Below are 24105 nucleotides of genomic sequence, written 5' to 3' on the forward strand. Positions count from 1 at the left end.
GGAACGGAGAAGACGGGCGCGGGGTGCTCACGGTGTCAGTCATGGTGAATCGAGTCTACCGGCGGTGCGAGAATCGGACCATGAAGCTGGAGCACGCGTATGCGATCGACCTGCAGTGGACGGGGAACCGGGGGACCGGCACCAGCGGCTACAAGGACTACGGGCGCGACCACGTGGTCTCCGCCGCGGGCAAGCACTCCATCGAGGGATCGGCCGACCGTGTGTTCTTCGGCGACCGCGACCGCTGGAACCCCGAGGAGCTGCTGCTGGCGGCCCTCTCGCAGTGCCACATGCTCAGCTACCTCGCCGAGGCGGCGCGGGCGGGCGTCGTCGTCGTCGGCTACACGGATGCGGCGACCGGCACCATGGAGCAGACCGGCAACGGCGGCGGCCACTTCACCGAGGCGACGCTGCGCCCCCGCGTGACGATCGCCGACCCCGCCCAGTCCGAGCTGGCCGCCTCGCTGCACGCCCCCGCCTCCGAGAAGTGCTTCATCGCCGCGAGCGTGAACTTCCCGGTCCGCCACGCCCCCGAGTTGCTCACGCTCGCGTAGCCGCGCGGTTCAGGCGCAGCCGAGGCGCGGGGCGCTGGATGCGGTGGGCGCGACAGTCGGCGCGGGCGCGGCGGTCTGCGGGGGCTCGGCGGCGGCCCAGCGCTGGATGGCGGCGCGCCAGCGGTCGTCGCGCGTGAGCGGCGCAGGCTGCTCGGTGCCGGAGTCGCGCTGTGCCCGCAGCACCGCCTCCTCGCGCTGGCGCTCGGTGAGGTCGTTCACGGAGATGGACCAGAAGAACAGCGGATGCATGATAACCACCTATCAGCTTTGAGTAGTTACAGCGTACCGTAACCCGCTATTGGGTTACAATGGTTACATGCGTACGAATGCGACTCCCGAGCTGGGCGCCGACCTGCTCGTGTCGTTTCTCAACACCCTCGACGTCGAGGACGACGTCGACCAGCTCGCCGACGACGCCGGCGCCGCACGGTGGGCCGCCGAGAACGGCCTCGAGCCGGGCGACCGGGCGGAGGCCCAGCGGGTCCGCGATGCGCTCCGCGCGATCGTCGACGGCGAGGACGCGCCTCTCCCGTCCCTCGCGCTGCCAGTCGCCCCGCAGCCCGGCTCCGTCGCGCTGACCGCCCGCACCGCCGCCGAGGCCGCCGTGGCCAGCGCCGTGGTCCTCGGCATCCAGGGCAAGCTCGGCCGGGTGAAGCTGTGCGGGGAGAGGACTGCCGCTGGGCGTTCTACGACGCGTCCCGCAACGGCTCCCGGCAGTGGTGCAGCATGGAGGTCTGCGGCAACCGGCAGAAGGCGCGCACGTACCGCGCCAAGGAGAAGGATGCCTAGAAGCGCTCGGGTCGCAGCGCCCGCTTCACGCGCTCCACGGTGCTCGCGGGCGGCGCCTCGTTGTAGACCCCGGCCAGCTCCTGCCCGGTGAGGGAGTGGATGGCCGCCATGATCGCGTCCGTCGCCTGACGGCGTGCACGCCCGGATTCGGCCGGCCCGAAGTGCGACAGATCCAGCGGCTCGCCGAACCGCACGGTGATCCGGTGCGGCTTCGGGAACTTCGCGCCGACCGGCTGCATCTCGTCGGTGCCGATGAGTCCGACCGGCACGACCACCGCGCCGGTGGTCAGGGCGAGCCAGCCGATCCCGGTGCGGCCCTTGTAGAGGCGGCCGTCGAGCGAGCGGGTGCCCTCCGGGTACAGCGCGAACGCGGCTCCCGTGTCGATGATCCGGCGGGACTGGTCCAGCGCCTCCTGGGCCGCCGCACCCGCCCCGCGTTTGACCCCGACGGCGCCGATCGCCGTGAAAAAGGTGCGCGAGATGCGTCCCTTCGCACCCGTGCCCTCGAAGTAGCTCGACTTCGCCAGGAACTGCACACGGCGGGGCGCCGTCATCGGGATGACGACCGAGTCGATGAACGACAGGTGGTTGCTCGCGAGGATGACCTTGCCGTGCTTCGGGACGTTGCGCTTGCCGATCACGTGCGGCCGGTAGACGAGCTTGAGCAGCGGGGCCATCAGGATGCGACCGGCGTAGTAGAGCGCGCCGGGCTTCTGCACCTCGGCGACTCCCTCGTCGGTCTGGTCGATGCTCATCCTTACGAGGTTAAGCGCGAGCGTATGCCGGAAGCGGTATGCGAACCGGTCACGGCTTCAACGGGGTCCCCAGCCGACAGCCGAAGCCGTCGGTGTAGGTCAGGCAGCCGTCGACGAACCCGGTGTAGCGCACCGCCAGCGGCGAGCCGAACCACGACGCGTAGAGGCGCGAGAAGTTGAGGTTGCCGTACGCCGCGCAGGCTCCGCCCTGGCCCTTCGGCGCCTTCAGCGTCTCGTCGTTCGGCTGGTACGGCGTGTAGTTGTAGAGGTTCGCGGTCGCCTGGTTGAGGATCGTCACCTCGCCGGCCCCGCATGCCGGATCCGGGTGGTACTGGATGCGGTTCGGGCCCACCTTGTAGCGCCAGTCCCCGGGGTGCACCGTGTACTCCCGGAACTGCCACGCCGCCCGGTAGACCTGGTTGAAGAACCCGAAGTAGCGGGTGTCGCACGCGGCGGTGTCCGGGCAGGCGTAGCCGGTCGCCTTCTGGTAGCCGGACGCGCTCGGCGCGGTCAGGAGCGACTGCTCCTTCTGCAGCAGGACGAGCAGCACGCGCGGGCTCACGGTGCAGGCTTTGGCGACGCGCGCGATGATGCTGCTCGCCGCCTCCTTCTTGCGCGCCGGCAGGGCTGTGCAGCGCTCGGCCGACGCCGGCTGGGCGGGGGAGTTCATCCGGAAGTCGGCGAGGCACGGCACGCCGTCCTTCGGATGGCACGACCGGTGCTCCAGGAAGTCCTGGATCTGCGCTGCGGTCATCGCGTCCGGGTTGTAGAAGCTGTCGTCGCTGATGATGTAGCCCGGGTAGAACGGCGCGGGCGACTCGGCCAGCGCGGGCGCGGGCACCAGCGCGAGGCCCGCCGCGACGGCGGACGCCGCGGCGATCAGGCGCAGGCGGGGGAGCCGCACGGGCTGCCTAGCGGGACGTCTTCAGGATGTCGATCACGAACACCATGGTGTCCGTGGCCTTGATCTCGCCAGAGCCGGCCGAACCGTAGCCGTCGGCGGGCGGCACGATCGCAATGACCTGCGAGCCGACCTTCTGGCCCTCGAGCGCCTTCTTGAACCCGGCGACGACGCCGGTGGTCTGGAAGGACACGGGCGCGCCGCGGCTCCACGACGAGTCGAACATCTTGCCGTTGCGCCACAGGACGCCCTTGTACTGGACGGTCACGGTGTCGCCCGGCTGGACGGTCTCGCCGTCGCCCTGCTTGAGCAGCGCGATCTTCGTCTCGGTCGGCGGGTCGGCCTTGGGGATGGTGATGCTCGGCTCGCCGGTCTTGGCGTTCAGCGTGACGGTCGGGAAGCCGGCGGTCGGGGCGACGTCCTTGCCGTCCGCGCGTGTCGGCGGGATGTCGACCACGTCGGCGACGAACACCACGCTGTCCTTGGCGGTGAGGCTCAGCTTGCTGAGGTCCTGGTTGCCGAAAGCGTCCTTGGCCGGTGCGGTCAGCACGACGCGCGAGCCGACCGTGAGGCACTCCACCGCGCGGACCAGGCCCGGAACGAACGCCTTGTCGTCCAGCTGGACGGTCGCGGCGGCCTGGCCGTCGAAGCCCTGGGCGGCGGTCAGCTCCTTGCCCGTGGTGCCGTTGTAAGCGGCGAGCGCGATGTCGACCGTCGAGCCCTCCTTGGCCTCGTCGCCGTCGCCCTTGGTGATGACGGTGCGCTGCACGTCCGTCGCCTTGAGCGGGGTGTCGAACGTGACCTTGGGGTCTTCTGGAAGTCACCGGTCACCTTCACCGACGTCGACGTCGACCCGGACTTGACGTTCTGGCAGGCGGCGGCGCCCGGCGTCGCGCTGGAGGACGGCTCGGAGGAGCTGCTGCTGCACGCCGCGAGACCGGCGACGAGGAGGGCCGCCGTCGCGGACGCGGTCAGGGCCTTGAGAGAGGTACGCACGGTCGTCCATCCTGCCCTATCCGCCTCCGCCGAAGCTGACAGCCGGACAAGGATGCGCTGGAAGCGCCGCCTACGATGGATCCATGACCCGCGAATTCTCCGTGCCCCAGTCCCGCCATCTCCTGACCGAGCTGCCCGGCCCGCGTTCCGTCGAACTGCAGCAGCGGCGGGTGGCGTCGGTGAGCCGCGGCGCGGGGACGCTCGCGAACATCTACATGGAGTCCGGGTCCGGCGCGATCCTCGTGGACGTCGACGGCAACCGCCTGATCGACCTCGGCTGCGGCATCGGCGTGACGACCATCGGCCACGCGCATCCCGCCGTCGTCGCCGCCGCCGCGGAGCAGGCGTCCAAGCTTACGCACACGCTGTTCACGGTGACCCCGTACGAGAATTACGTCGCCGTCGCCGAGAAGCTGCAGCAGATCACCCCCGGCGACTTCGAGAAGCACAGCATCCTGGTCAACTCAGGCGCCGAGGCGGTCGAGAACGCCGTCAAGATCGCCCGCAAGTACACGGGCCGCCGCGCCATCGCGACGCTCGATCACGCCTTCCACGGCCGCACCAACCTCACCATGGCGATGACGTATCGCCCCTGGCCGGAGCGCGCGGGCATGGGCCCGTTCCCCGGCGAGATCTACAGCCTTCCGATCAGCTACCCGTTCCGCGATCCGGAGGGGATGACCGGCGCGGAGGCGGCGGAGCGCACCATCGACTACATCCGCACCCACATCGGCGCGACCGAGCTCGCCGCCCTGTTCGTGGAGCCGATCCAGGGCGACGGCGGCATCATCATCCCGGCGCCGGGCTACTTCGCGCGCCTGGCGGAGTTCTGCGCCGAGAACGGCATCGTGTTCGTCGCCGACGAGATCCAGGCCGGCATCGGCCGCACCGGCACGTGGTACTCGATCGAGCACCACGGCGTCGTGCCCGACCTCATCACCAGCGCGAAGGGCATCGCCGGCGGCTTCCCGCTCGCGGCGGTGACCGGCCGCGCCGAGATCATGGACGCGGTCCAGCCCGGCGGCATCGGCGGCACCTTCGGCGGCAACCCGGTCTCGACGGCCGCCGCCCTGGCGACCCTGCAGGCGATCGAGGACGAGGACCTCCTCGGCGAGGCGCGCCGCGTCGAGCAGGCGCTCCTGGCGCGCATCGGCGACTGGGCCGAGCGGTTCCCGGTCGTCGGCGAGGTGCGCGGCAAGGGCGCGATGTTCGGCGTCGAGCTGGTGAAGCCGGGCACGAAGACCCCGAACCCGGAGGCGCTGCAGGCCGTGCTCGCGCACGCCACGCGCAACGGCGTCATCCCGCTGGATGCGGGCAGCTGGGACAGCGTCCTGCGCCTGCTCCCGTCGGTCGTCATCAGCGAGGAGCTCATCGACGACGCGGCCACCGTGCTCGAGGAGGCCCTCGGCCGCCTCGGCTGATCCGCTCTTCGCCCGTCACGTCCGAAACGGAGGAGTCCGGAACCGCCAACGGTCCCGGACTCCTCCGTTTCGCGCCGCGTCACGGCGTGTCGACGGGATTCTCCTCCATTTCGCGCACCGCCCATCCGTGGCACTCGCCCGTTCCGGAACGGAGGACTCCCAGCGAGACATGCCGCCGAATGTGGCGACAGGGAGGAGGCGCGCGCCCCGGCCGGCTGCCGCGTCCTCCGTTCCGAACGCACTGCGTACGATGGCAGCGTGCGCAGAGTCATCATCCTCGGGTCCACCGGTTCGATCGGCACGCAGGCGCTCGACGTCGTCGCGGCGAACCCGGACCGGTTCCGCGTCGTCGGCCTGAGCGCCGGACGCAACGCCGCCGACCTCGCCGCGCAGGCGGAGCGGTTCGGCGTGGTCGACACCGCGCTGGGCGCCGACGACTCCGAGCTGCTGGTGCGCTCGGTGGAGGCGGATGTGGTGCTCAACGGCATCACCGGCTCGGTCGGGCTCGGGCCGACGCTCGCGGCGTTGGAGGTCGGCGCGATGCTGGCGCTCGCCAACAAGGAGTCGCTGATCGTCGGCGGCGGGCTGGTGAAGCGCGCCGCCGCGCCCGGGCAGATCGTCCCGGTCGACTCCGAGCACTCCGCCATCGCGCAGGCGCTGCGGTCCGGCTACCGCGACGAGGTGCGGCGGCTGGTGCTGACGGCCTCGGGTGGCCCGTTCCGCGGCCGGTCGCGCGAGTCGCTGCGCGACGTGACGCCGCAGGAGGCGCTCGCGCATCCCACCTGGGACATGGGCCTCGTCGTCACCACCAACTCCTCGACCCTGGTCAACAAGGGCCTCGAGGTCATCGAGGCGCACCTGCTGTTCGACGTGCCCTACGACCGGATCGACGTCACCGTGCATCCGCAGTCCGTCATCCACTCGATGGTGGAGTTCGTGGACGGCTCGACGATCGCGCAGGCGTCGCCGCCGGACATGCGCCTGCCGATCTCGCTCGGCCTCGGCTGGCCGGACCGCGTCCCGGACGTCGGCGTGCCGCTCGACTGGACGACCGCGCACACATGGACCTTCGAGCCGCTCGACGACGAGGCCTTCCCGGCCGTGTCGCTGGCGAAGCGGGTCGGGATGGCCGCGGGGACCTATCCCGCCGTCTTCAACGCCGCGAACGAGCAGGCCGTGGCCGCGTTCCACGCCGGCGCGATCGGGTACCTCGACATCCTGGGCACGGTCGAGCGGGTCGTGGATGCGCACGTCCCGGCGGGCGAACTCACCCGGGAGTCGTTGGCCGAGTCCGAGCGCTGGGCGCGCGCGAAGGCCGACGCCCTGATGGCCGGGCGCTGACAGCTCCCGCATAGTCCGCGCCGAGCCGGTTCGCGGCCTTCTCCAAGGCGCCCGCCGCTACCCTGAAGCCGTGGAATCCGTGCTCCTGTTCGTGCTGGGCGTCGTCATCATCCTGATCGGCGTCGCCCTGTCGATCGCGCTGCACGAGATCGGGCACCTCGTGCCCGCCAAGCTGTTCGGCGTCAAGGTCACGCAGTACATGATCGGGTTCGGCAAGACGCTGTTCTCGTTCACGAGGGGCGAGACCGAGTACGGCGTGAAGGCCATCCCGCTCGGCGGCTACATCTCGATGATCGGGATGTTCCCGCCCGGCAAAGACGGTGGCCGCGGCCGCAACGCCACTACCGGGTTCATGCAGCAGATGGTGCAGGATGCGCGCACGGCGAGCTCGGAGACCGTCGCCGTCGGCGACGAGGAGCGCACCTTCTACCGGCTGCCGGTCTGGAAGCGCATCGTCGTCATGTTCGGCGGCCCGTTCATGAACCTGGTGATCGGCGTCGTGCTGTTCGGGGTGTTGCTGATGGGCTTCGGCGCGCCGCAGAGCTCGACGACCGTCGCGACAGTGAGCCAGTGCGTGCTCCCCGCGGGCAGCACCTCGCAGACCTGCCCGTCGGACGCGACCCAGGGGCCGGCGGCCGCCGCCGGCCTCAAGCCGGGGGACACGATCGTCAGCATCGACGGACAGAAGATCAGCAGCTGGGACCAGTCGACGGCGATCATCCGGAAGTCGGCCGGGCAGTCCCTCACGGTCGTGCTCAGCCGAGACGGCGAGCAGCGCACGGTCCAGCTGACGCCGGTCGTCAACAAGGTGGCCAAGACCGACGCGAACGGCGCCGTGGTCAAGAACGCCGCGGGCGGCATCGAGACATTGACCGTCGGATTCGTCGGCATCGGTCCGGTGACCAAGCTCGTTCCCCAGCCACCGACGGCGGTGCTCCCGGCGGTCGGGGCGCAGACCGCGGCGGTGGCCAACGTCTTCGTGCACCTGCCCCAGCGGATGGTCGACGTGTGGAACGCGGCCTTCGGCTCCGCCGAGCGCGACCCGAACGGCCCGATCAGCGTCGTCGGCATCGGCCGCGCGGCCGGCGAGCTCACGGCGCTCGACGGCGTCCCGGTGGTGGACAAGGTCTACACGATGATCGGGATGCTCGCCTCGCTGAACATCGCGCTGTTCGTCTTCAACCTCGTGCCGCTGCTCCCGCTCGACGGCGGCCACATCGCGGGTGCGCTGTGGGAGGGCTTCCGGCGCACGATCGCCAAGATCTTCCGCCGGCGTGACCCGGGTCCCGTGGACATGGCCAAGCTCATGCCGCTCACCTTCGCGGTCGTCATCGTGCTCGGCGGGATGAGCGTCCTCCTGATGTACGCGGATATCGTCAAGCCGGTCAACCTGTTCGGCTGACCGCGTTCCGTCCGCTTTCGGCCGGCGTCCAGCCCGCTCCCACTCCGCTGCGTAGGATGGAGACGTGGCAGCAATCAATCTGGGGATGCCCAAGGTCCCCGAAACCCTCGCCCCTCGTCGCAAGTCCCGCCAGATCCGGGTGGGCAAAGTCCTGGTCGGCGGCGACGCCCCGATCAGCGTCCAGTCGATGACCACCACCCCGACGACGAACATCAACGCCACGCTCCAGCAGATCGCCGAGCTGACGGCCTCCGGCTGCGACATCGTCCGCGTCGCCGTGCCGAGCCGCGACGACGCCGAGGCGCTGCCGATCATCGCCAAGAAGAGCCAGATCCCGGTGATCGCCGACATCCACTTCCAGCCGAACTACGTCTACGCGGCGATCGACGCGGGCTGTGCGGCGGTGCGCGTGAACCCGGGCAACATCCGCAAGTTCGACGACCAGGTCGGCGAGATCGCCCGGCGCGCGAAAGCGGCCGGCGTCTCGCTCCGCATCGGCGTGAACGCCGGGTCGCTCGACCGCCGCCTGCTCGAGAAGTACGGCAAGGCGACCCCGGAGGCCCTCGTCGAGTCGGCCGTCTGGGAGGCGAGCCTGTTCGAGGAGCACGACTTCCACGACTTCAAGATCTCGGTCAAGCACAACGACCCGATCGTCATGGTGAAGGCGTACCGGATGCTCGCCGAGCGCGGCGACTGGCCGCTCCACCTCGGCGTCACCGAGGCCGGCCCCGCATTCCAGGGCACCATCAAGTCGGCGACCGCGTTCGGCATCCTGCTCGGCGAAGGCATCGGCGACACCATCCGCGTCTCGCTCTCGGCCCCGCCGGCCGAGGAGGTCAAGGTCGGCCTGCAGATCCTGCAGTCGCTCAACCTCCGCGAGCGCAAGCTCGAGATCGTCTCCTGCCCGAGCTGCGGCCGTGCGCAGGTCGACGTCTACTCGCTGGCCGACAGCGTCACCGAGGGTCTGCAGGGCATGAGCGTGCCGCTGCGCGTCGCGGTCATGGGCTGCGTCGTCAACGGCCCGGGCGAGGCCCGCGAGGCCGACCTCGGCGTCGCGAGCGGCAACGGCAAGGGTCAGATCTTCGTCAAGGGCGAGGTCATCAAGACCGTGCCGGAGTCCGAGATCGTCCAGACCCTGATCGCCGAGGCCAACCGCCTGGCCGAGGAGATGGGCGACCGCCCCTCCGGCGAGCCGAGCGTCACCGTCGGCGCGCACTGACCTTCAACCCGGTCAGCCGGCCGGCTCGAACCCGACCTTCCCGGTCGCGATGTCGGCGGCGGTGACGCGCAGCCGCAGGCGGTCGCCGGGGGCGACACCGTCGGCACGTGGTGCGGAGGCGCTCACAGGCGGGTCGTCGAGCTGCACGAGGACGGTGCCGTTGCGCACCGCCAGCACCGTCGCATCCAGGACCTCGCCGATCCGCGAGCTGAGCAGCGCCGCCTCCACCCGATCCACCGCACCCGCTTCGACCTGTGCGGCGAGGCGGGAGGACACGCCCATGATGGAGGGGAGCTCGCCCAGCGAGTCGCGCGCCCACGCGGGCACCGGCCGCCCGGCGCAGAGCGCCTCGCAGATGACGAGAGCCCAGCGGTCCGCGAGGCGGCGGAGCGGGGCGGTGACGTGCGCGTAGGGCGCGGCGACCGCGGCCTGCTGCGGGTCGGCCGGCGCTGTTCCGTCCATGACGACGTAGCCCGCGCCGCGGAACAGCGCCGTCGCCGCCTGCAGCACGGCCGCGGCGCGCGGATGGGCGGGGTCGAGTGTGCGCAGGTACTCGCCGTACGGCATCCCCTCAGGCCACGCCAGCCCGAGCGCGACGGTCTGCGCCCGGAAGCCGCGGAACGCCTCCTCATCGGGAGCGGGCATCGTGCGCAGGATGCCGATGCGCGCGTCGAGCATCAGCTGCGCCGCCGCCATGCCGGTGAGCAGCGAGAGCTGCGCGTTCCAGTCCTCGACCGGCAGGGTGGCCCGCCGCTGCAGCGTGTACGCGCCGTCGCGGACGACGATCTCCTCGTCCGGCGTGTTCAGGCTCGCGCCGCCGCGCTCGCGCTCGCACGCGATCCGCGCCTCGCCGACCTCGCGGAGGAGCGCCAGCTCGGGCGGGGCGGTGCCGTCTTCGAGCGCCCGCTGGGCCTCCTCGTAGCTCCACTGCCGGCGTGACTGGATGCGTGCCCGCGTCACGTGTACCCGGGTCTCGTGACCGGTCGCGTCGAGTGCGATGTCCCAGACGAACGCACCGCGCACCACATCGGGAAGCAGGGAACCGGCGTCCTCGCCGATGGCGTCGGGATGCAGCGGGACACGGCCGTCGGGGGCGTAGATGGTCTGACCGCGCCGCCGGGCCTCCGAATCCACCGCTCCGTCCGGCGCCACCAGCGCGGGGACGTCGGCGATCGCGTAGCGGACCCGGAAGCCGTCGACGGTGCGCTCCAGGTGCAGCGCCTGGTCGAGGTCGGTGGATCCCGCCGGGTCGATGGTGAGGAACGGCACGTCGGTGAGGTCGGCCTCCGGGAGGGGATGCCGTGCGGCGACCGCCCGCGCCTCTGCGTCCGCCTCGGCCGGGAACGCGTCCGGCAGCTTCAACTCGCGGCGCAGGGCCTGGAGCGACGCGGCCAGGGGAGCGGCGGCGGGGGTCGGGGCGACGCGGGTCCGGCGGTCGGGCATGCCGCCACCCTAGCCCCGGGCGTTCCGGCCGCGGCGGCCCGGCCCGTCCTCCCCATAAACTGGGTGGGTGCCTACACGCCTCAGCAATTACTTCCTCCGCACCCTCCGTGAAGACCCCTCCGACGCCGAGGTGACCAGCCACCGGCTGCTCGTCCGCGCCGGCTACATCCGGCGCCAGGCGCCGGGGATCTTCGCGTGGCTGCCGCTGGGGCTGCGCGTGAAGGAGAAGATCGAGCGCATCATCCGCGAGGAGATGGCGGCCGCGGGCGCGCACGAGGTCCACTTTCCGGCGCTGCTGCCGCGCGAGCCCTACGAGGCGACCGGCCGCTGGGAGGAGTACGGCGACGGCCTCTTCCGTCTCCAGGACCGCAAGGGCGCCGACTACCTGCTCGCGCCGACGCACGAGGAGGTCTTCACCCTGCTGGTGAAGGATCTCTACTCGTCCTACAAGGACCTGCCGCTGACGATCTTCCAGATCCAGGACAAGTACCGCGACGAGGCGCGTCCGCGCGCGGGCCTCCTGCGCGGCCGCGAGTTCACGATGAAGGACGCGTACTCGTTCGACGCGACCGACGAGGGCCTCGACGCGAGCTACATGGCGCAGCGCGACGCGTACGAGCGCATCTTCACCCGGCTCGGGCTGTCGTACGTGATCGTGCAGGCCGACGCGGGCGCCATGGGCGGGTCGCGGTCGGAGGAGTTCCTCCACCCGACCCCGGTCGGCGAGGACACCTTCGTCCGCTCGCCCGGCGGGTATGCGGCGAACGTCGAGGCGTTCACGACGGTCGCGCCCCCGGCCCGCTCGTACGAGAAGCTGACCCCGCAGGAGGTGCTGGACACGCCCGGCACCCCGACCATCCAGACGCTCGTCGACCTGGCGAACGAGAAGCACCCGCGCCCGGACGGCCGGGCGTGGACGGCCGCGGACACGCTGAAGAACGTCGTGCTCGCGCTCACGCAGCTCGACGGCACGCGCGAGCTGGTGGTCGTCGGTCTCCCGGGCGACCGCGAGGTCGATGTGAAGCGTGCCGAGGTCGCGTTCGCGCCCGCCGAGGTGGAGGCGGCGACGGACGAGGACTTCCGCGCCCACCGCGGGCTCGTCAAGGGCTACATCGGCCCCTGGTCGGTCGAGGGCCCCGTCCTCGGCGAGGAGTCGGCCACCGGCATCCGCTACGTCGTCGACCCGCGCGTGGTCGACGGCTCGGGCTGGATCACCGGCGCCAACATCGAGGGCAAGCACGTCTTCGGCCTCGTCGCCGGCCGCGACTTCTCGTGGGACGGCGTGGTCGAGACCGCCGAGGTCAAGCCCGGCGACCCGGCGCCCGACGGCTCCGGCCCGGTGGAGCTGGCGCGCGGCATGGAGATCGGACACGTCTTCCAGCTGGGCCGCAAGTACGCCGAGGCGCTCGGGCTCAAGGTCCTCGACGAGAACGGAAAGCTCGTCACGGTCACCATGGGGTCGTACGGCATCGGCGTCACCCGCATCCTCGCGATCATCGCCGAGGAGAACAACGACGACCGCGGCCTGGTATGGCCCGAGTCGGTCGCGCCGTTCGACGTGCACGTGGTCGCGACGGGCAGGGACGCGGCGGCGTACGAGCTGGCCGAGGAGGTCATCGCCCAGCTCGAGGACGCCCGCCTCGACGTGCTCTACGACGACCGCCCGAAGGTCTCGCCCGGTGTGAAGTTCGGGGACGCCGAGCTGATCGGTGTCCCGCGGGTGCTCGTCGTGGGCCGGGGCGCGGCGCAGGGCGAGGTCGAGCTGTGGAACCGCCGGACCGGCGACCGCCGCACTCTGCCCGTCGCCGAGGCGGTCGCGGAGCTCACGGCGTAGCCGGGGGCTTCGCTTAGGGTCGCCGAACCTTGCTGGCGGCGCGTGCGGCCGCTTCCTAGGCTGGGCGACATGAGCGAGATGGCAGAGGGCGCCGGCAACGGCGCGCACGCGGACGAGCCGCACCGCGCCGGGCTGGCGCAACGGCTCAACTGGTTGCGCGCCGGGGTGCTCGGCGCGAACGACGGCATCGTGTCGGTGGCGGCGGTCGTCGTCGGTGTGGCGGGGGCGACCACGTCGGTTCCGGCGATCGTGACGGCCGGTCTCGCCGCCCTCGTCGGCGGCGCGATCTCGATGGCGCTCGGCGAGTACGTGTCGGTGAGCAGCCAGCGCGACAGCGAGCGGTCGCTGATCGCGAAGGAGAGGCGCGAACTGGCCGAGATGCCGGAGGAGGAGCTGGAGGAGCTCACCGGCCTGTACGAGGCGAAAGGCCTGTCGCCGGTGACCGCGCGGCAGGTGGCGCTCGAGCTCACCGAGCACGACGCGCTCGCGGCGCACCTGTCGGCCGAGCTCGGCATCGACCAGGACGACGTGGTCAGCCCGTGGCACGCGGCGATCGCGTCGGCGGTCGCCTTCACGTGCGGCGCCATCCTCCCGATGCTCACGATCCTGCTGCCGGATGCGGTGCGCATCCCCGTCACCTTCGTGGCGGTGCTCGTCGCCCTCGCGATCACCGGGTACATCGCCGCATGGATCGGCGGCAGCTCCCGCGGCCGCGCCATGATCCGGGTGGTGATCGGCGGCGCGCTGGCCCTCGCGGCGACGTTCCTCGTGGGGTCGCTCCTCGGAACGTCCGTCGCCGGGTAGCGTACGAGCAACGGCGCGTCGGCGCCCGAGAGGAGAGTTCCGGCCGTGGTGGATGCGGAGAACACGATCGACACGACGCCCGCTCCCTCCGAGCACGCGATGCGCGACAAGGCGGGGATCGTCCGGGACTGGCTGCCGCGTTACACCGGGACGCCTGTGGAGGAGTTCGGCGAGTACATCCTGCTGACGAACTTCGCCGACTACGTGCAGCGTTTCGCCGAGTGGTATGAGACGGACGTGCGCGGCCTCGACCGGTCGATGCCCAACGCGACCGCGGACGGCATCACGATGATCGACTTCGGCATGGGCAGCCCGAACGCGGCGACCGTGATGGATCTGCTGTCGGCGGTCTGCCCGAAGGCGGCGCTCTTCCTGGGCAAGTGCGGCGGGATCAAGCCGAAGAGCCGCGTCGGCGACCTGGTCCTGCCGATCGCGGCGATCCGCGGTGAGGGCACGTCGAACGACTACCTTCCGCCGGAGGTGCCCGCGCTGCCGGCGTTCCAGCTGCAGCGTGCTGTGTCGTCGACGATCCGCGACTTCAAGCAGGACTACTGGACCGGAACGGTCTACACGACGAACCGGCGCGTCTGGGAGCACGACGACACGTTCAAGGACTACCTGCGCCGCACGCGGTGCATGGCGGTGGACATGGAGACGGCGACGGTGTTCGCCGCTGGGTTCGCGAACCGCATCCCGAGCGGCGCGCTGCTGCTCGTGTCGGACCAGCCGATGACGCCGGAGGGTGTGAAGACGACCGAGAGCGATGCCGGGGTCACGCGCGACTACGTCGAGCGGCACATCCGCATCGGGGTGGAGGCGCTGCGGCTGGTGCGCCGCAACGGCCGCAGCGTGCGGCACCTGCGCTTCGACGAGTAGCGGCCCGCGCCGGGCGGCGCCGTTCACCGGAAGTCCCGCGAGACGGTGCGGATGCCGGTGTCGAGCGCTTCGAGCTTGTCGGCGACGATGTTGACGACGCCCTCCTCGCTGCGCTCCAGGATGCCGCGGACGATCATCGCCGGCGCCTGCCGCGCCACCCGGCGGTAGCGGTTCCAGACACCGACCGGGCAGATGACGTTGACCATCCCGGTCTCATCCTCGATGTTGAGGAAGGTCACCCCGGCCGCCGTCGCCGGCCGCTGCCGGTGGGTGACCACACCGCCGACCTCGATGCGGCGGCCCGACTCGCCGTGGATGAGCGTGTCGGCCGGGTAGACGCCGCGCGCGGAGAGCGCCGGGCGCAGGAACCGGATCGGATGGTCGTCCGTCGAGATGCCGGTCGACCAGAGGTCGCTGGCCAGCTGCTCGGCGGGGGAGAGCAGGGGCAGCAGCGGCGGCTGCACGGTGATCGCGGTGCCCGCCAGGTACTCGGGACGCTCCTGCGCGGCGTTGCCCGCCTCCCAGATCGCCTGGCGCCGGCTCAGGTCGAAGCCCTCGAACGCGCCGGCCGCGGCGAGCGCCTCGAGCTGGGCGGTGTTGAGCCCGGTGCGGCGGGCCAGGTCGGAGAGGTCGCGGTACGGGCCGTACGCCTCGCGCTCGGCGACGATCCGCTCCGCGAGCTTCTCGCCGATGGAGGTGACGCCCGCGAGCCCCAGCCGCACGGCGTGGCCTCCGTCGCGGCGGTGGGCGTCGACGTCGAGCGGGATACGCGGGTCGAACGGGTCGATCGGCGGCTGCTCGGGGTCGAGGCACGCGTCGGAACCGGTCGGCCCCGGGCGCGCCGCGTCGAGCGGCTCGAGCAGGGGAAAGACGCCCGAGCGCTGGATGTCCGGCCGCTGCACCACGACGCCGTGCCGGCGGGCGTCGGCGGTGAGGGTGCGCGGCGAGTAGAAGCCCATCGGCTGCGCCCGCAGCAGCCCGGCGAGGAACGCGCCGGGGTAGTGCAGCTTCATCCACGAGCTGACGTAGACGAGCAGGGCGAAGCTGATGGCGTGGCTCTCGGCGAAGCCGAAGCTCGCGAACGCCTCGATCTTGCCGTAGATCGCGTCGGCATCGTCGCCGGTGATGCCGTTGTGCGCCATGCCCTCGTAGAGCTTGGCTTTGAGGGCGTCGATCTTCTCGACACCGCGCTTCGATCCCATCGCGCGGCGCAGCTGGTCGGCGTCCTCGGCGGTGCAGTCGCCGACCGCGACGGCCATCTGCATCAGCTGCTCCTGGAACAGCGGGACCCCCATCGTCCGCTCCAGCACCGGCACCAGCGCCGGGTGCAGGTAGGTGACCTCTTCTTTGCCGAGCTTGCGGCGGATGTACGGGTGCACCGCGCCGCCCTGGATGGGGCCCGGGCGGATGAGCGCGATCTCGATCACGAGGTCGTAGAACCGGCGCGGCTGCAGCCTCGGCAGCGTGCCGATCTGGGCGCGGCTCTCGACCTGGAACACTCCGATGGAGTCGGCCCGGCAGAGCATGTCGTACACGCCCGCCTCTTCTTTCGGGATGGTCTCGAGCGTCCACTTCTCGCCGAGCGACGCCTCGATCGTGCGCATCGAGTAGTCGAGCGCCGACAGCATGCCGAGACCGAGCAGGTCGAACTTGACCAGGCCCATCCAGGCGCAGTCGTCCTTGTCCCACTGCAGCACCGTGCGGCCCTCCATGCGGGCGTGCTCGATCGGGCACACCTCGCCGACGGGCCGGTCGGTCAGCACCATCCCGCCGGAGTGGATGCCGAGGTGCCGCGGGAACTTCAGCACCTGCTGCGCGAGACCGACCACGTCGTCCGGGATGTCGTGGTCGTCGCTGGTCTGGACGCTGCCCCAGGAGTCGATCTGCTTGCTCCAGGCGTCCTGCTGGCCGGTGGAGTAGCCGAGGGCCTTCGCCATGTCGCGCACGGCGTTCTTGGGCCGGTAGGTGATGACGTTGGCGACCTGGGCGGCGTTGTGCCGGCCGTACTTCGCGTAGACGTACTGGATGACCTCTTCTCGCCGGTCGGAGTCGAAGTCGACGTCGATGTCGGGCTCCTCTTCTCGCATGCTGGAGAGGAACCGCTCGAACGGCAGGTCGTACTTGATCGAGTCGACGGCGGTGATGCCGAGCAGGTAGACCACCGCCGAGTTCGCCGCGGAGCCCCGGCCCTGGCAGAGGATGCCGCGGCTGCGGGCGAACCGGACGATGTCGTGGACGATGAGGAAGTAGCCGGGGAAGTCCTTGGCCTCGATCACGTCGAGTTCGCGCTCGATGCGCTCCCGCTTGGCGGGGTCGCGGTCGAGGTCGGGGTAGCGCTCGGCGGCGCCGCGCCAGGTGAGCTCGCGCAGCCAGCTCATCGGCGTGTGCCCCTCCGGGACGTCCTGCTTCGGCAGCCGCGGCCGGGCGCTCCGCAGCCGGAAGGCGAGGTCGTCGGCGATCCCGACCGTGCGCTCGACCGCGCCGGGGTAGCGCGCGAAGCGCCGGGCCATCTCGGCGCCGCTGCGGAGGTGCGCCGCGCCGGCCGCGGGCAGCCAGCCGTCGAGCTCGTCGAGGCTGCGCCGGGCGCGCACGGCCGCGACTGCGGTCGCCAGCGGGTACTGCCGGGGGCTCGCGTAGTGGACGTTGTTGGTCGCGACCGTCGGCAGGCCGAGGCGCCCGGCGATCCTGGTCAGGATGTCGTTGTCCGTGGAGTCGCGCGGGCCGCCCTGGTCGATCAGCTCGACGAGCACGTTGTCGTGCCCGAACAGCTCGGCCAGCCGGGCCACCTCGCGCTCCGCGGCCCGCTCGCCGTGCTCGGCGAGGGCGAGGCGCACGTCGCCCTTGCGGCAGCCCGTCAGGACCATCCACTCGCCGGCCGCGCGCTCGGACAGCTCCTCGAGCCGGTAGACCGGCCGCCCCTTCTCGTCTCCGGCGAGCTGCCCGTCGGTGATCGCGGCGGCGAGACGGTGGTAGCCCTCCTGCCGCCGGGCCAGCAGGACGAGGTGGCTGCCCTCCGGGTCGGGCTCGCCGTTCTGCGGCTTGGTGAGCGAGAGGGAGAGCTCGGCGCCGAAGACCGTCTTGACCCGGTCGTAGGCCTCCGCCGCCTCGGCCAGGTGCACGACGCCGTACATGCCGTCGTGGTCGGTCAGCGCGAGCGCGTGCAGATTCAGGCGCGTCGCCTCTTCGAGCAGCTCTTCCGGGGAGGAGGCGCCGTCGAGGAAGCTGAAGTTGCTGTGCGCGTGCAGCTCCGCGTACGGGACGGCGCCGTCGGCGGGCTCCTCCGGGATGGCCTGCGGGACGTACTTCTGCCGCTTGCGCGACGAGGGCCGCTCGTCGGTCTGCTGGCCGGTGCGTCGGCCCGAGAGCCGCCGCTCGAACTCGGCCCAGGGGATGGGCGGGTTGTCGAATCCCATCAGTCGTACCTCGCCTCTGCGAACCAGGCCTCGCCGGTGAGGGCGAGCAGCCACGCCGTGCCGTCGGCGTCGACCAGCTGGAAGCGGTGCAGAGCGCGGGCGAGGGAGGCGTCCCACCACCGCTCCTTCACCGGCCATGGACCTGCCCACGAGTCGACCGGACGTGCATCTGCGGGCCGGCCGGTGGGGGAGAACCGCGCGATCGGAGCCGTCACATCGCCGCGGTCGGTCACCTCGACCGTCGCGCCCTCGTCCGTCAGGACGGCGACGGGTCGGGGCACCTCGAACACGGTGGACGGCGCGGGCGCGGGCAGCGACCCGGGCCACGGCCGGTCGGCGCGGGCGACGCCCACCGGCCGGTCGCCCCACGGCACCAGCACCTGCCGCTCGGCGGGCGCCCGGCCTCCCGCGATCGTGGCCGTGACCACCGCCTCGTGCCCGAGCATGCTCTGCACGCGGGTGAGGCCGTGGTGGATGCGCTCGTCGGCTCCGCCGCCCCACAGTCCGTCTTCGTGGTGCCCGATGTCGTCGACCGCCACGGGCTCGAGCACGACGCGGGCGATCGGCGACGAGAGGCCGGAGTCGATCGCCCCCGCCCCCTGCAGCTGCCAGCGCACGCGGTCGACCACGTCGGGCGCCGAGAACAGCCGCGGGTGCAGCCAGGTGCGATCGCTCACCCGGCCGGTCTCGTCGGTCACCTCGACCCGCAGCGACGTGCAGACCAGCCCGGCTTTGGTGAGGGCGGCGACGAACTGCTCGGCGGTGCCCCGGACGGCGAAGGTCACCTGATCGACCCGGTCGAGCGGCGGCTCGAACTCGATGGCCCGCTCGAGCTGCGTCGGCGGCGTCCGCGGCACCACGGCCGCGCCGTCGAGCCCGCTGGCGAGGGTGTGCGCGTGCTCGCCCCGCTCGCCGAAGCGCTCGCGCATGTCGACCCTCGAGAGCGCGGCGATGTCGCCGAGGGTGTGCAGGCCCAGCCGGCGCAGCAGAGGCGTCAGGTCGGCGAGGCCCAGCTGGGACACCGGCTGCGGCGCCAGGAACGCGGGGGAGCCCCCGGCCGGGATGACGCGCACCCGGCCGCGGCCGGTCGAGCGGGCGGCCTGCTCCGCCGCGAACGGGCCGTCGGCGATGCCGACGCGCGCATCCGGCAGTCCGAGGCCCTCGAGGCAGCGGAGCAGCTCGGCGGCCGCCTCGTCCTCTCCGCCGTAGTAGCGGGCCGGCCCGCGCGCTCGGAGCACGCACGTGCCGGGACGCACCGGTTGGACACCGGGAGTGATCTCCTCGATCGCGGCGAGCACCGGCTCGAACGCGCGCGCATCCTGCACCGGGTCGTAGGGGACGACCTCCAGCTGCGGGCAGCGGGCCTGCGCCTCGCGCATCCGGAGGCCGCGCTTGACGCCGTCGGCGCGGGCCGCGTCGGAGCAGGCGAACACCAGCCCCTTGTCGACCAGCGCCAGCGGCAGGTCGGCGGGGAGGTCGAGCGCCTGCCGGGAGGCGATCACCGGCCAGTCCGGGCACCACACCACGATGGCGCGGGTGACGGCGGGGTCGTGCACGCCGGCCATTCAGCTCACCGCCTCGAGGCGGGTGGGGGCGGAGACGCGGAAGCTCTCGTCGACGGCCGGCAGCCAGAGGTCGGCGGTGCGGCGCGGGCCGGAGCCGCCGCGTGGGGCGGACTCCACCGTCACCCGCCGTGACGAGAGATAGCCGTCGCCCGCGCCGAGGCCCGCCCAGCCGCTGCGTGCGACGGTGAGGGTGGCCTCGACCTGCGGCCAGTCGCCCGCGACGATGAGGGTGGCCTCGCGCTGCCGCAGCCGGGCGGTGAGCCGGGCGACGTCGCCGTCCCGGGCGCGGGACGGCGGTGCGACCACCACCACGCTGAGCACGTCGACCACCGCAGCGGTCACGGTCAGCCAGTCGTCGCCGGGATGCGGCACCAGCACCAGCCGCTCGAGGTCGATACCGAACCGCCCGGCCGCCTCGGCGCCGAAGTCGGGCATGCCGACGACGCCGCACCAGGCACCGGCGGCGCTCGGGCCGGCCAGCATGGCCATCAGCAGCGTGGTCGACCCGCGGACCGAGTACGCCGCCCCCGCCTTGAGCGCTCCACCGGGGAGAAGCGGGGAGAGCGCGGGATGCGTCTGCAGCGCGCGGCTCTCGAGCTTGGTGGCCTGCATCTGCCGGATGCGGGTCTGCAGCTCGTGCACCTGCGCCCGGTCGGCGACCGGTTCGCTGAGGTGTTGGGCTGCGAGTGACACCCTCCTATTTTCGAACATATGTTCGAACAGTGCAAACGCAATTTGCCACCCCGAGAGAGGGGCAGAGGCCGTGCACGAACCCTACGCCGAGCCTCCGACACCGTTCATCACGCGGTGCCGATCACGCCAGTCGGCGGCGTCGGATCAGGGACCAGAGGGCGAACCCGACCGCCAGGACCAGCACACCGCCTCCCGCCAGCTGCAGGTGCTCCGCCCCCAGGCCGCCGGTCAGCGGGATCAGCGGGACCGGAGCCTGCCGGTTCACCACGTCGGGCAGGGTCACCGTGGACGAGGCCGCGGTGATCGTCACCGGGATCGGCGTCGGGTCGAGTCGGTAGCCCACCGGTGCCCGCGTCTCCGTCAGCCGGTAGGAGCCGACGCCGAGGTCCGTCACCCGGAACGCGCCGCCCAGAGGGTCGACGTCGGCGTCGGTGCAGGCGGCCGGCGACGCCGCTACGCAGTCGGTCACCGTCAGCGCGGTGCCGGTCGGCGCACCCGAACCGTCCACCCGGGTCAGCGTCCATTCCGCACCGGTGAGGATGTTGTGGGCGGCCGTGTCGTCGATCTTGCGCCAGACGAGCTCGGTCACCGCCACGACCACCGTCGCGGTGCACGCCCGATCGCTGGAGCCTGCGGCGCAGTTGCTCTGCGGCGACGCCGACACGACGGTGTTGACGAGCGTGCGGTCGCCGGCCGCTGGATCGTCGATGCGCAGCGAGTACGTGACGGTCGCCGCGGCGCCCCCTGTCAGCGCACCCGACCAGCTCAGCACCGGGGCGCTGTAGCCGACGGACCCACTCGACGCGGTCTGATCGCCGAGGAACGAGGCGTCTTTCAGGGCGTCGGTCAGGTCGTCGGAGAACAGTGCGGAGTCGTACGCCAGCGTCCCGGTGTTCTTCACCGCGATCGTGTACACGACCCGGTCTCCGGGATCTGCCGTCTGCACCGATGATGTCTTGGCGACGGACAGTCCGCATTGGGATGCCGTCGGCGTGACCGTGAAGGACGCGCGCCCGGTCGAGTTGCCGGGGGAGTCGGATGTGCTGCCGTAGCTCGTCACCGCCGTCGCCGAGTTCGAAATCGTCGACGGCGCCGCATCGCAGCTCATGGTCGGCACCGTGGTCTCGAAGCACATCTCCGGCGGCGCCCCCTGCCAGGCGATCCGCACCGCGCCGCCGGTCACCCCCGACGGCGTCGTCACGCCGTTGACCCGCACTGTGGCGGTGAGCGAGGAGACGCCTGCTTCGATCGTCGAGAGGTCCAACCCGCCGGCGGGCACGACCACCTCGGTGAAGCCGCTGAGCGTCGCGCCGCTCTGGTCTGCGAGGGTCACCGTCACATTCCGGTACGTGCCGGCCGTGAGCCCGGCGACCGTCAGCGTCCCCCACCGGGCGAACGACGCCGCCCCGCTTCCGCAGTAGCTCGCCACGGGATCGACGCGGACGTCGACGGTCGACGTGGCGGTGCAGGCGGCACCGGTCATCGCATCGAAGAAGCGGATCTGCCCGGTGTCCCCGGTCGCCACGAGGCAGTCCTGCGCGATGCCGGGCGTCTCGCGGACCGTGTAGTTGATCGAGTTGGCGACGTTCGCGAACCCCGCGCAGGGCGGCACAGCGCCTGTGCCCGACCAGCCGGCGAAGTCGCGGCATATGACCTGGTTCCCGTTGGACAGGTAGACCCTGGTGCCGCGCACGAGCACGTCCCCGGTTCCGTTGCCCCCGCCGATGTACTGCGCTGATGTGCCCGAGTACGCGTTCCCCGTGGGGGAGCCGGCCAGGTCGAAGCAGTTCGAGGACGAGTTCGGACCGTTGACGATGGTGCACACACCCGTCACCTGGCCCTCCGGCGAGAGCAGGGGCGCGAACGGCGTGCCGACCCCCACGATCGACCCGCCGGCGGACGAGTCCCTCGGCCAGCTCCCCGGGCACAGCGCGGATGTCCTGGTGTCGAAGCAGAAGGTCTGCCAGGTGCTGAAGTTGTTCTGCCCGACGCTGGCGAACACGAAGTCGCCGAAGGCCGCTGAGGTGAACGCGAACTCGTTGGTGACTCCCGAGTCGTAGAAGGTCGCTCCGGGACAGGCGGCGTTCGTCGACGTGAGGCAGACGAGGGCGGCCCTGCCGCCGCTGATCGCAGCGAAGTAGCGGTTGCCGTTGCGTGCGGGCATGCCTGTGCCTCCGATCTGCGCCGACCAGCTGCTGTTGTTGTTCGACTGCCCTGTGAGCGCGGTGTACCCGCAGCTGACGGGCGGCGTGACAGCGAGGTCGAGGCAGGCCATGCCGTTGCTGGAGTTGTCCAAGGGAGCGGCCAGCCAGTACAGGCGGTCCCCGACGAGCCAGGTTGCGCCTTGGATCGCCGTCTTTCCGGGGAACGACGTCCCGGTGCCGATCGCTGCGCCCACGGTCGCCGACCAGTACTGCACGTTGGCTCCTGGCGGCCATCCGGGGCAGATGCCGCCGTCGAAGCGGGCGCAGAAGACCACGGGGCCGGTGCGATGGTGATAGATCGTGTAGATCAGGCGCTTGTGCTCCACGACGCTGTAGCCGTCGCCGCCGGTGAGGGCGAGCGCGCCGACGGACGTCGGCGTCGGAAAGGTCGGCGACCGCTGCTCGGTCCCCGACGGCATGAGGCTCGACCGGTACCCGATGCCCGTGGGGGCGCTTCCGGCGGGCGGCGTACCGCTGGTCCATGCTCCGGTCGTCCGGTATTGCGGCACCAGGCTGCCCGTGCCCCCGCTGCGATCGGGCGGAAGCACGAGGGAGCCGGCTACATAAGCGCCGGCGGAGGTCAGCCCGTCGGTGAGGTCGACCGACGCGTCGCTCCCGGTCTCGTTCTGGTACGGCACCACCCACCTCACCGTGTCGCCGGGTGCCGCTGTCCCGGTGAGTGCGCCGCCCGGGGCATCAGACGAAGCCGCTCGTGAGCCGTTCTGGACGTCGGAGCCGGTGGTGGTGACGGTGGAGAACGCGGTGGTCGCCGCGTGCACCGACGACTGGGGCACGATCGCGAATGCGAGCAGCACCGCCGCGGCGGCGCCGGCGATCCACCCGACGACGGAACGTCGTGACGGATCGTCTTCGCGGTGGCGCATCGCCCGTGCCTCCCCGTGTGCAGAGTCGGAAGGGAGGCGATCGCCTCCACCCTCCTAGACGAGGTGGGAACGTGGTGTCTGACGTCAGCGGGGGGCCAATGACGTCATTACCTGTGACGTCAGTGCTCGGTGACGAAGTCGATGAGCTGCTCCACCCGGCCGAGCAGCTCCGGCTCGAGGTCGGAGTACGACCGCACCTGGCCGAGGATGCGCTTCCAGGCCCGGGCGATGTCCGCCTGCGTTTCGTGCGGAAGGCCGAGCGCTGCGCAGATCCCGTGCTTCCAGGGGACCGAGTGGGGGATCGTCGGCCACGCCTTCAACCCGACGCGCGCCGGCTTCACCGCCTGCCAGATGTCGACGTACGGGTGTCCGACCACCAGAACGTGCTGCCCGTACGGTCCGCGGGCCACCTGCTCGGCGATCCGGCTCTCCTTCGAGTTCGGCACCAGGTGGTCGACCAGTACCCCGATGCGGCGGTTCCGATCCGGCCGGAACTCCTTCACGATGGCGTCCAGGTCGTCCACGCCCTCGAGGTACTCGACCACGACACCCTCGACGCGCAGGTCGTCGCCCCACACCCGTTCGACGAGCTCCGCATCGTGCCGGCCCTCGACGAAGATGCGGCTCGCCCGCGCCACCCGGGCCTTCTGCTCGCCGACGCTGAACGAACCGGAGGCGGTCCGGGCGCGCCCGGCGGGAGCCGTCGACGGCGCGACCAGCCGGACCGGCTCGCCGTCGATCAGGAAGGACCCGCCCAGGGGAACACACGCTTCTTGCCGAAGTAGTCCTCCAGCTCGACGGTCTGCGCTTCGAGCCGGGTGACGGCTCCGCAGAACCCGGTCGCGGCCTCCTCGATGACGAGGTCCCTCACCGCTTCGACGGTCGGCACGGGCTTGCGCCCCGCGTTCCTCCAGTCACCGGCCAGCACATCGGATCCGTAGCGGTCGTCCATCACCCGAAGGAGGCTATGCGACCGGATGCGCGCCGCGTGGATGCCACGCGGACCGTTCG

General features: G+C 71.6%; 16 protein-coding genes and 3 pseudogenes. 9 read left to right on the forward strand and 10 right to left on the reverse strand.

Features of this window, described 5'->3' with window-relative positions; all coding sequences use genetic code 11:
* Nucleotides 1-80 precede the first annotated feature (80 nt).
* Complete coding sequence (locus tag A0130_01930; GenBank protein ID ANF30597.1) at nt 81-554, forward strand: peroxiredoxin; 474 nt, start codon at nt 81-83, stop codon at nt 552-554.
* Between the two features lie 9 nt (nt 555-563).
* Here A0130_01930 and A0130_01935 read toward each other — a convergent pair whose 3' ends face one another.
* Entirely contained in the window at nt 564-803 is a 240-nt protein-coding gene (locus A0130_01935; protein ANF30598.1) for a hypothetical protein, read from the reverse strand.
* A 67-nt stretch (nt 804-870) separates the two neighbouring features.
* Here A0130_01935 and A0130_01940 point away from each other — a divergent pair.
* Nucleotides 871-1343 (forward strand): annotated as a pseudogene (locus A0130_01940) (hypothetical protein).
* On the opposite strand, the gene A0130_01945 reads toward A0130_01940, so the two are convergent.
* The 3 genes and pseudogenes from A0130_01945 to A0130_01955 all read right to left on the reverse strand — a co-directional run bounded on the left by A0130_01945 (nt 1340) and on the right by A0130_01955 (nt 3995).
* Nucleotides 1340-2098 carry an acyl-phosphate glycerol 3-phosphate acyltransferase gene (locus A0130_01945; GenBank protein ID ANF30599.1) on the reverse strand — a complete coding sequence of 253 codons (759 nt, stop codon included), beginning with the start codon at nt 2096-2098 and terminating at the stop codon, nt 1340-1342. The pseudogene A0130_01940 and the gene A0130_01945 sit on opposite strands and share 4 nt — an antisense overlap.
* A gap of 49 nt (nt 2099-2147) precedes the next feature.
* Entirely contained in the window at nt 2148-3002 is an 855-nt protein-coding gene (locus tag A0130_01950; protein ANF30600.1) for a hypothetical protein, read from the reverse strand.
* 7 nt (nt 3003-3009) lie between these two features.
* Nucleotides 3010-3995: pseudogene (locus tag A0130_01955) on the reverse strand (peptidylprolyl isomerase).
* 83 nt (nt 3996-4078) lie between these two features.
* On the opposite strand from A0130_01955, the gene A0130_01960 reads away from it, so the two are divergent.
* The 4 genes from A0130_01960 to A0130_01975 all read left to right on the forward strand — a co-directional run bounded on the left by A0130_01960 (nt 4079) and on the right by A0130_01975 (nt 9378).
* Entirely contained in the window at nt 4079-5416 is a 1338-nt protein-coding gene (locus A0130_01960) for a 4-aminobutyrate--2-oxoglutarate transaminase (protein ANF30601.1), read from the forward strand.
* A 258-nt stretch (nt 5417-5674) separates the two neighbouring features.
* Nucleotides 5675-6757: a 1-deoxy-D-xylulose-5-phosphate reductoisomerase gene (locus A0130_01965; protein ANF30602.1), complete on the forward strand. Its 1083-nt coding sequence runs from the start codon at nt 5675-5677 to the stop codon at nt 6755-6757.
* Between the two features lie 79 nt (nt 6758-6836).
* Nucleotides 6837-8159: a peptidase gene (locus tag A0130_01970; protein ANF33256.1), complete on the forward strand. Its 1323-nt coding sequence runs from the start codon at nt 6837-6839 to the stop codon at nt 8157-8159.
* An 85-nt stretch (nt 8160-8244) separates the two neighbouring features.
* Entirely contained in the window at nt 8245-9378 is a 1134-nt protein-coding gene (locus tag A0130_01975; protein ID ANF30603.1) for a 4-hydroxy-3-methylbut-2-en-1-yl diphosphate synthase, read from the forward strand.
* 12 nt (nt 9379-9390) lie between these two features.
* Here the strand turns inward: A0130_01975 and A0130_01980 are convergent, their stop codons facing one another.
* Nucleotides 9391-10821: a ribonuclease II gene (locus tag A0130_01980; GenBank protein ANF30604.1), complete on the reverse strand. Its 1431-nt coding sequence runs from the start codon at nt 10819-10821 to the stop codon at nt 9391-9393.
* Nucleotides 10822-10888: 67 nt separating this feature from the next.
* Between A0130_01980 and A0130_01985 the strand changes: the two genes are divergently transcribed.
* The 3 genes from A0130_01985 (at nt 10889) to A0130_01995 (ending at nt 14335) form a co-directional block, all read left to right on the forward strand.
* On the forward strand, nt 10889-12655 hold the full coding sequence (locus A0130_01985; protein ID ANF30605.1) for a proline--tRNA ligase: 1767 nt from the start codon (nt 10889-10891) through the stop codon (nt 12653-12655).
* Between the two features lie 78 nt (nt 12656-12733).
* On the forward strand, nt 12734-13459 hold the full coding sequence (locus A0130_01990) for a hypothetical protein (protein ID ANF33257.1): 726 nt from the start codon (nt 12734-12736) through the stop codon (nt 13457-13459).
* Nucleotides 13460-13504: 45 nt separating this feature from the next.
* The gene (locus tag A0130_01995) at nt 13505-14335 is read left to right on the forward strand and encodes an AMP nucleosidase (protein ID ANF30606.1); all 831 of its coding nucleotides are present in this window, start codon (nt 13505-13507) and stop codon (nt 14333-14335) included.
* Between the two features lie 23 nt (nt 14336-14358).
* Here A0130_01995 and A0130_02000 read toward each other — a convergent pair whose 3' ends face one another.
* The 5 genes and pseudogenes from A0130_02000 to A0130_02020 form a co-directional block, all read right to left on the reverse strand.
* Entirely contained in the window at nt 14359-17748 is a 3390-nt protein-coding gene (locus A0130_02000) for an error-prone DNA polymerase (protein ID ANF30607.1), read from the reverse strand.
* Entirely contained in the window at nt 17748-19313 is a 1566-nt protein-coding gene (locus tag A0130_02005) for a DNA polymerase (GenBank protein ID ANF30608.1), read from the reverse strand. The genes A0130_02000 and A0130_02005 overlap by 1 nt, the downstream gene beginning before the upstream one ends.
* Nucleotides 19314-20006 (reverse strand): hypothetical protein, encoded by a 693-nt coding sequence (locus A0130_02010; protein ANF30609.1) that lies wholly within the window; start codon nt 20004-20006, stop codon nt 19314-19316.
* Nucleotides 20007-20127: 121 nt separating this feature from the next.
* Complete coding sequence (locus A0130_02015) at nt 20128-23094, reverse strand: hypothetical protein (GenBank protein ID ANF30610.1); 2967 nt, start codon at nt 23092-23094, stop codon at nt 20128-20130.
* 119 nt (nt 23095-23213) lie between these two features.
* Nucleotides 23214-24046: pseudogene (locus A0130_02020) on the reverse strand (hypothetical protein).
* Nucleotides 24047-24105: the final 59 nt, after the last annotated feature.

Source organism: Leifsonia xyli (assembly GCA_001647635.1).
Taxonomy (GTDB): Bacteria; Actinomycetota; Actinomycetes; order Actinomycetales; family Microbacteriaceae; genus Leifsonia; species Leifsonia xyli_A.

What these genes read in the sequence shown, in the direction of transcription:
- A0130_01930 (ANF30597.1), top strand. Translation starts at nt 81, where the DNA reads ATGAAGCTGGAGCACGCGTATGCGATCGACCTGCAGTGGACGGGGAAC.
- A0130_01935 (ANF30598.1), bottom strand. Translation starts at nt 803, where the DNA reads ATGCATCCGCTGTTCTTCTGGTCCATCTCCGTGAACGACCTCACCGAG.
- A0130_01945 (ANF30599.1), bottom strand. Translation starts at nt 2,098, where the DNA reads ATGAGCATCGACCAGACCGACGAGGGAGTCGCCGAGGTGCAGAAGCCC.
- A0130_01960 (ANF30601.1), top strand. Translation starts at nt 4,079, where the DNA reads ATGACCCGCGAATTCTCCGTGCCCCAGTCCCGCCATCTCCTGACCGAG.
- A0130_01975 (ANF30603.1), top strand. Translation starts at nt 8,245, where the DNA reads ATGCCCAAGGTCCCCGAAACCCTCGCCCCTCGTCGCAAGTCCCGCCAG.
- A0130_01980 (ANF30604.1), bottom strand. Translation starts at nt 10,821, where the DNA reads ATGCCCGACCGCCGGACCCGCGTCGCCCCGACCCCCGCCGCCGCTCCC.
- A0130_01990 (ANF33257.1), top strand. Translation starts at nt 12,734, where the DNA reads ATGGCAGAGGGCGCCGGCAACGGCGCGCACGCGGACGAGCCGCACCGC.
- A0130_02000 (ANF30607.1), bottom strand. Translation starts at nt 17,748, where the DNA reads ATGGGATTCGACAACCCGCCCATCCCCTGGGCCGAGTTCGAGCGGCGG.
- A0130_02005 (ANF30608.1), bottom strand. Translation starts at nt 19,313, where the DNA reads ATGGCCGGCGTGCACGACCCCGCCGTCACCCGCGCCATCGTGGTGTGG.
- A0130_02015 (ANF30610.1), bottom strand. Translation starts at nt 23,094, where the DNA reads ATGCGCCACCGCGAAGACGATCCGTCACGACGTTCCGTCGTCGGGTGG.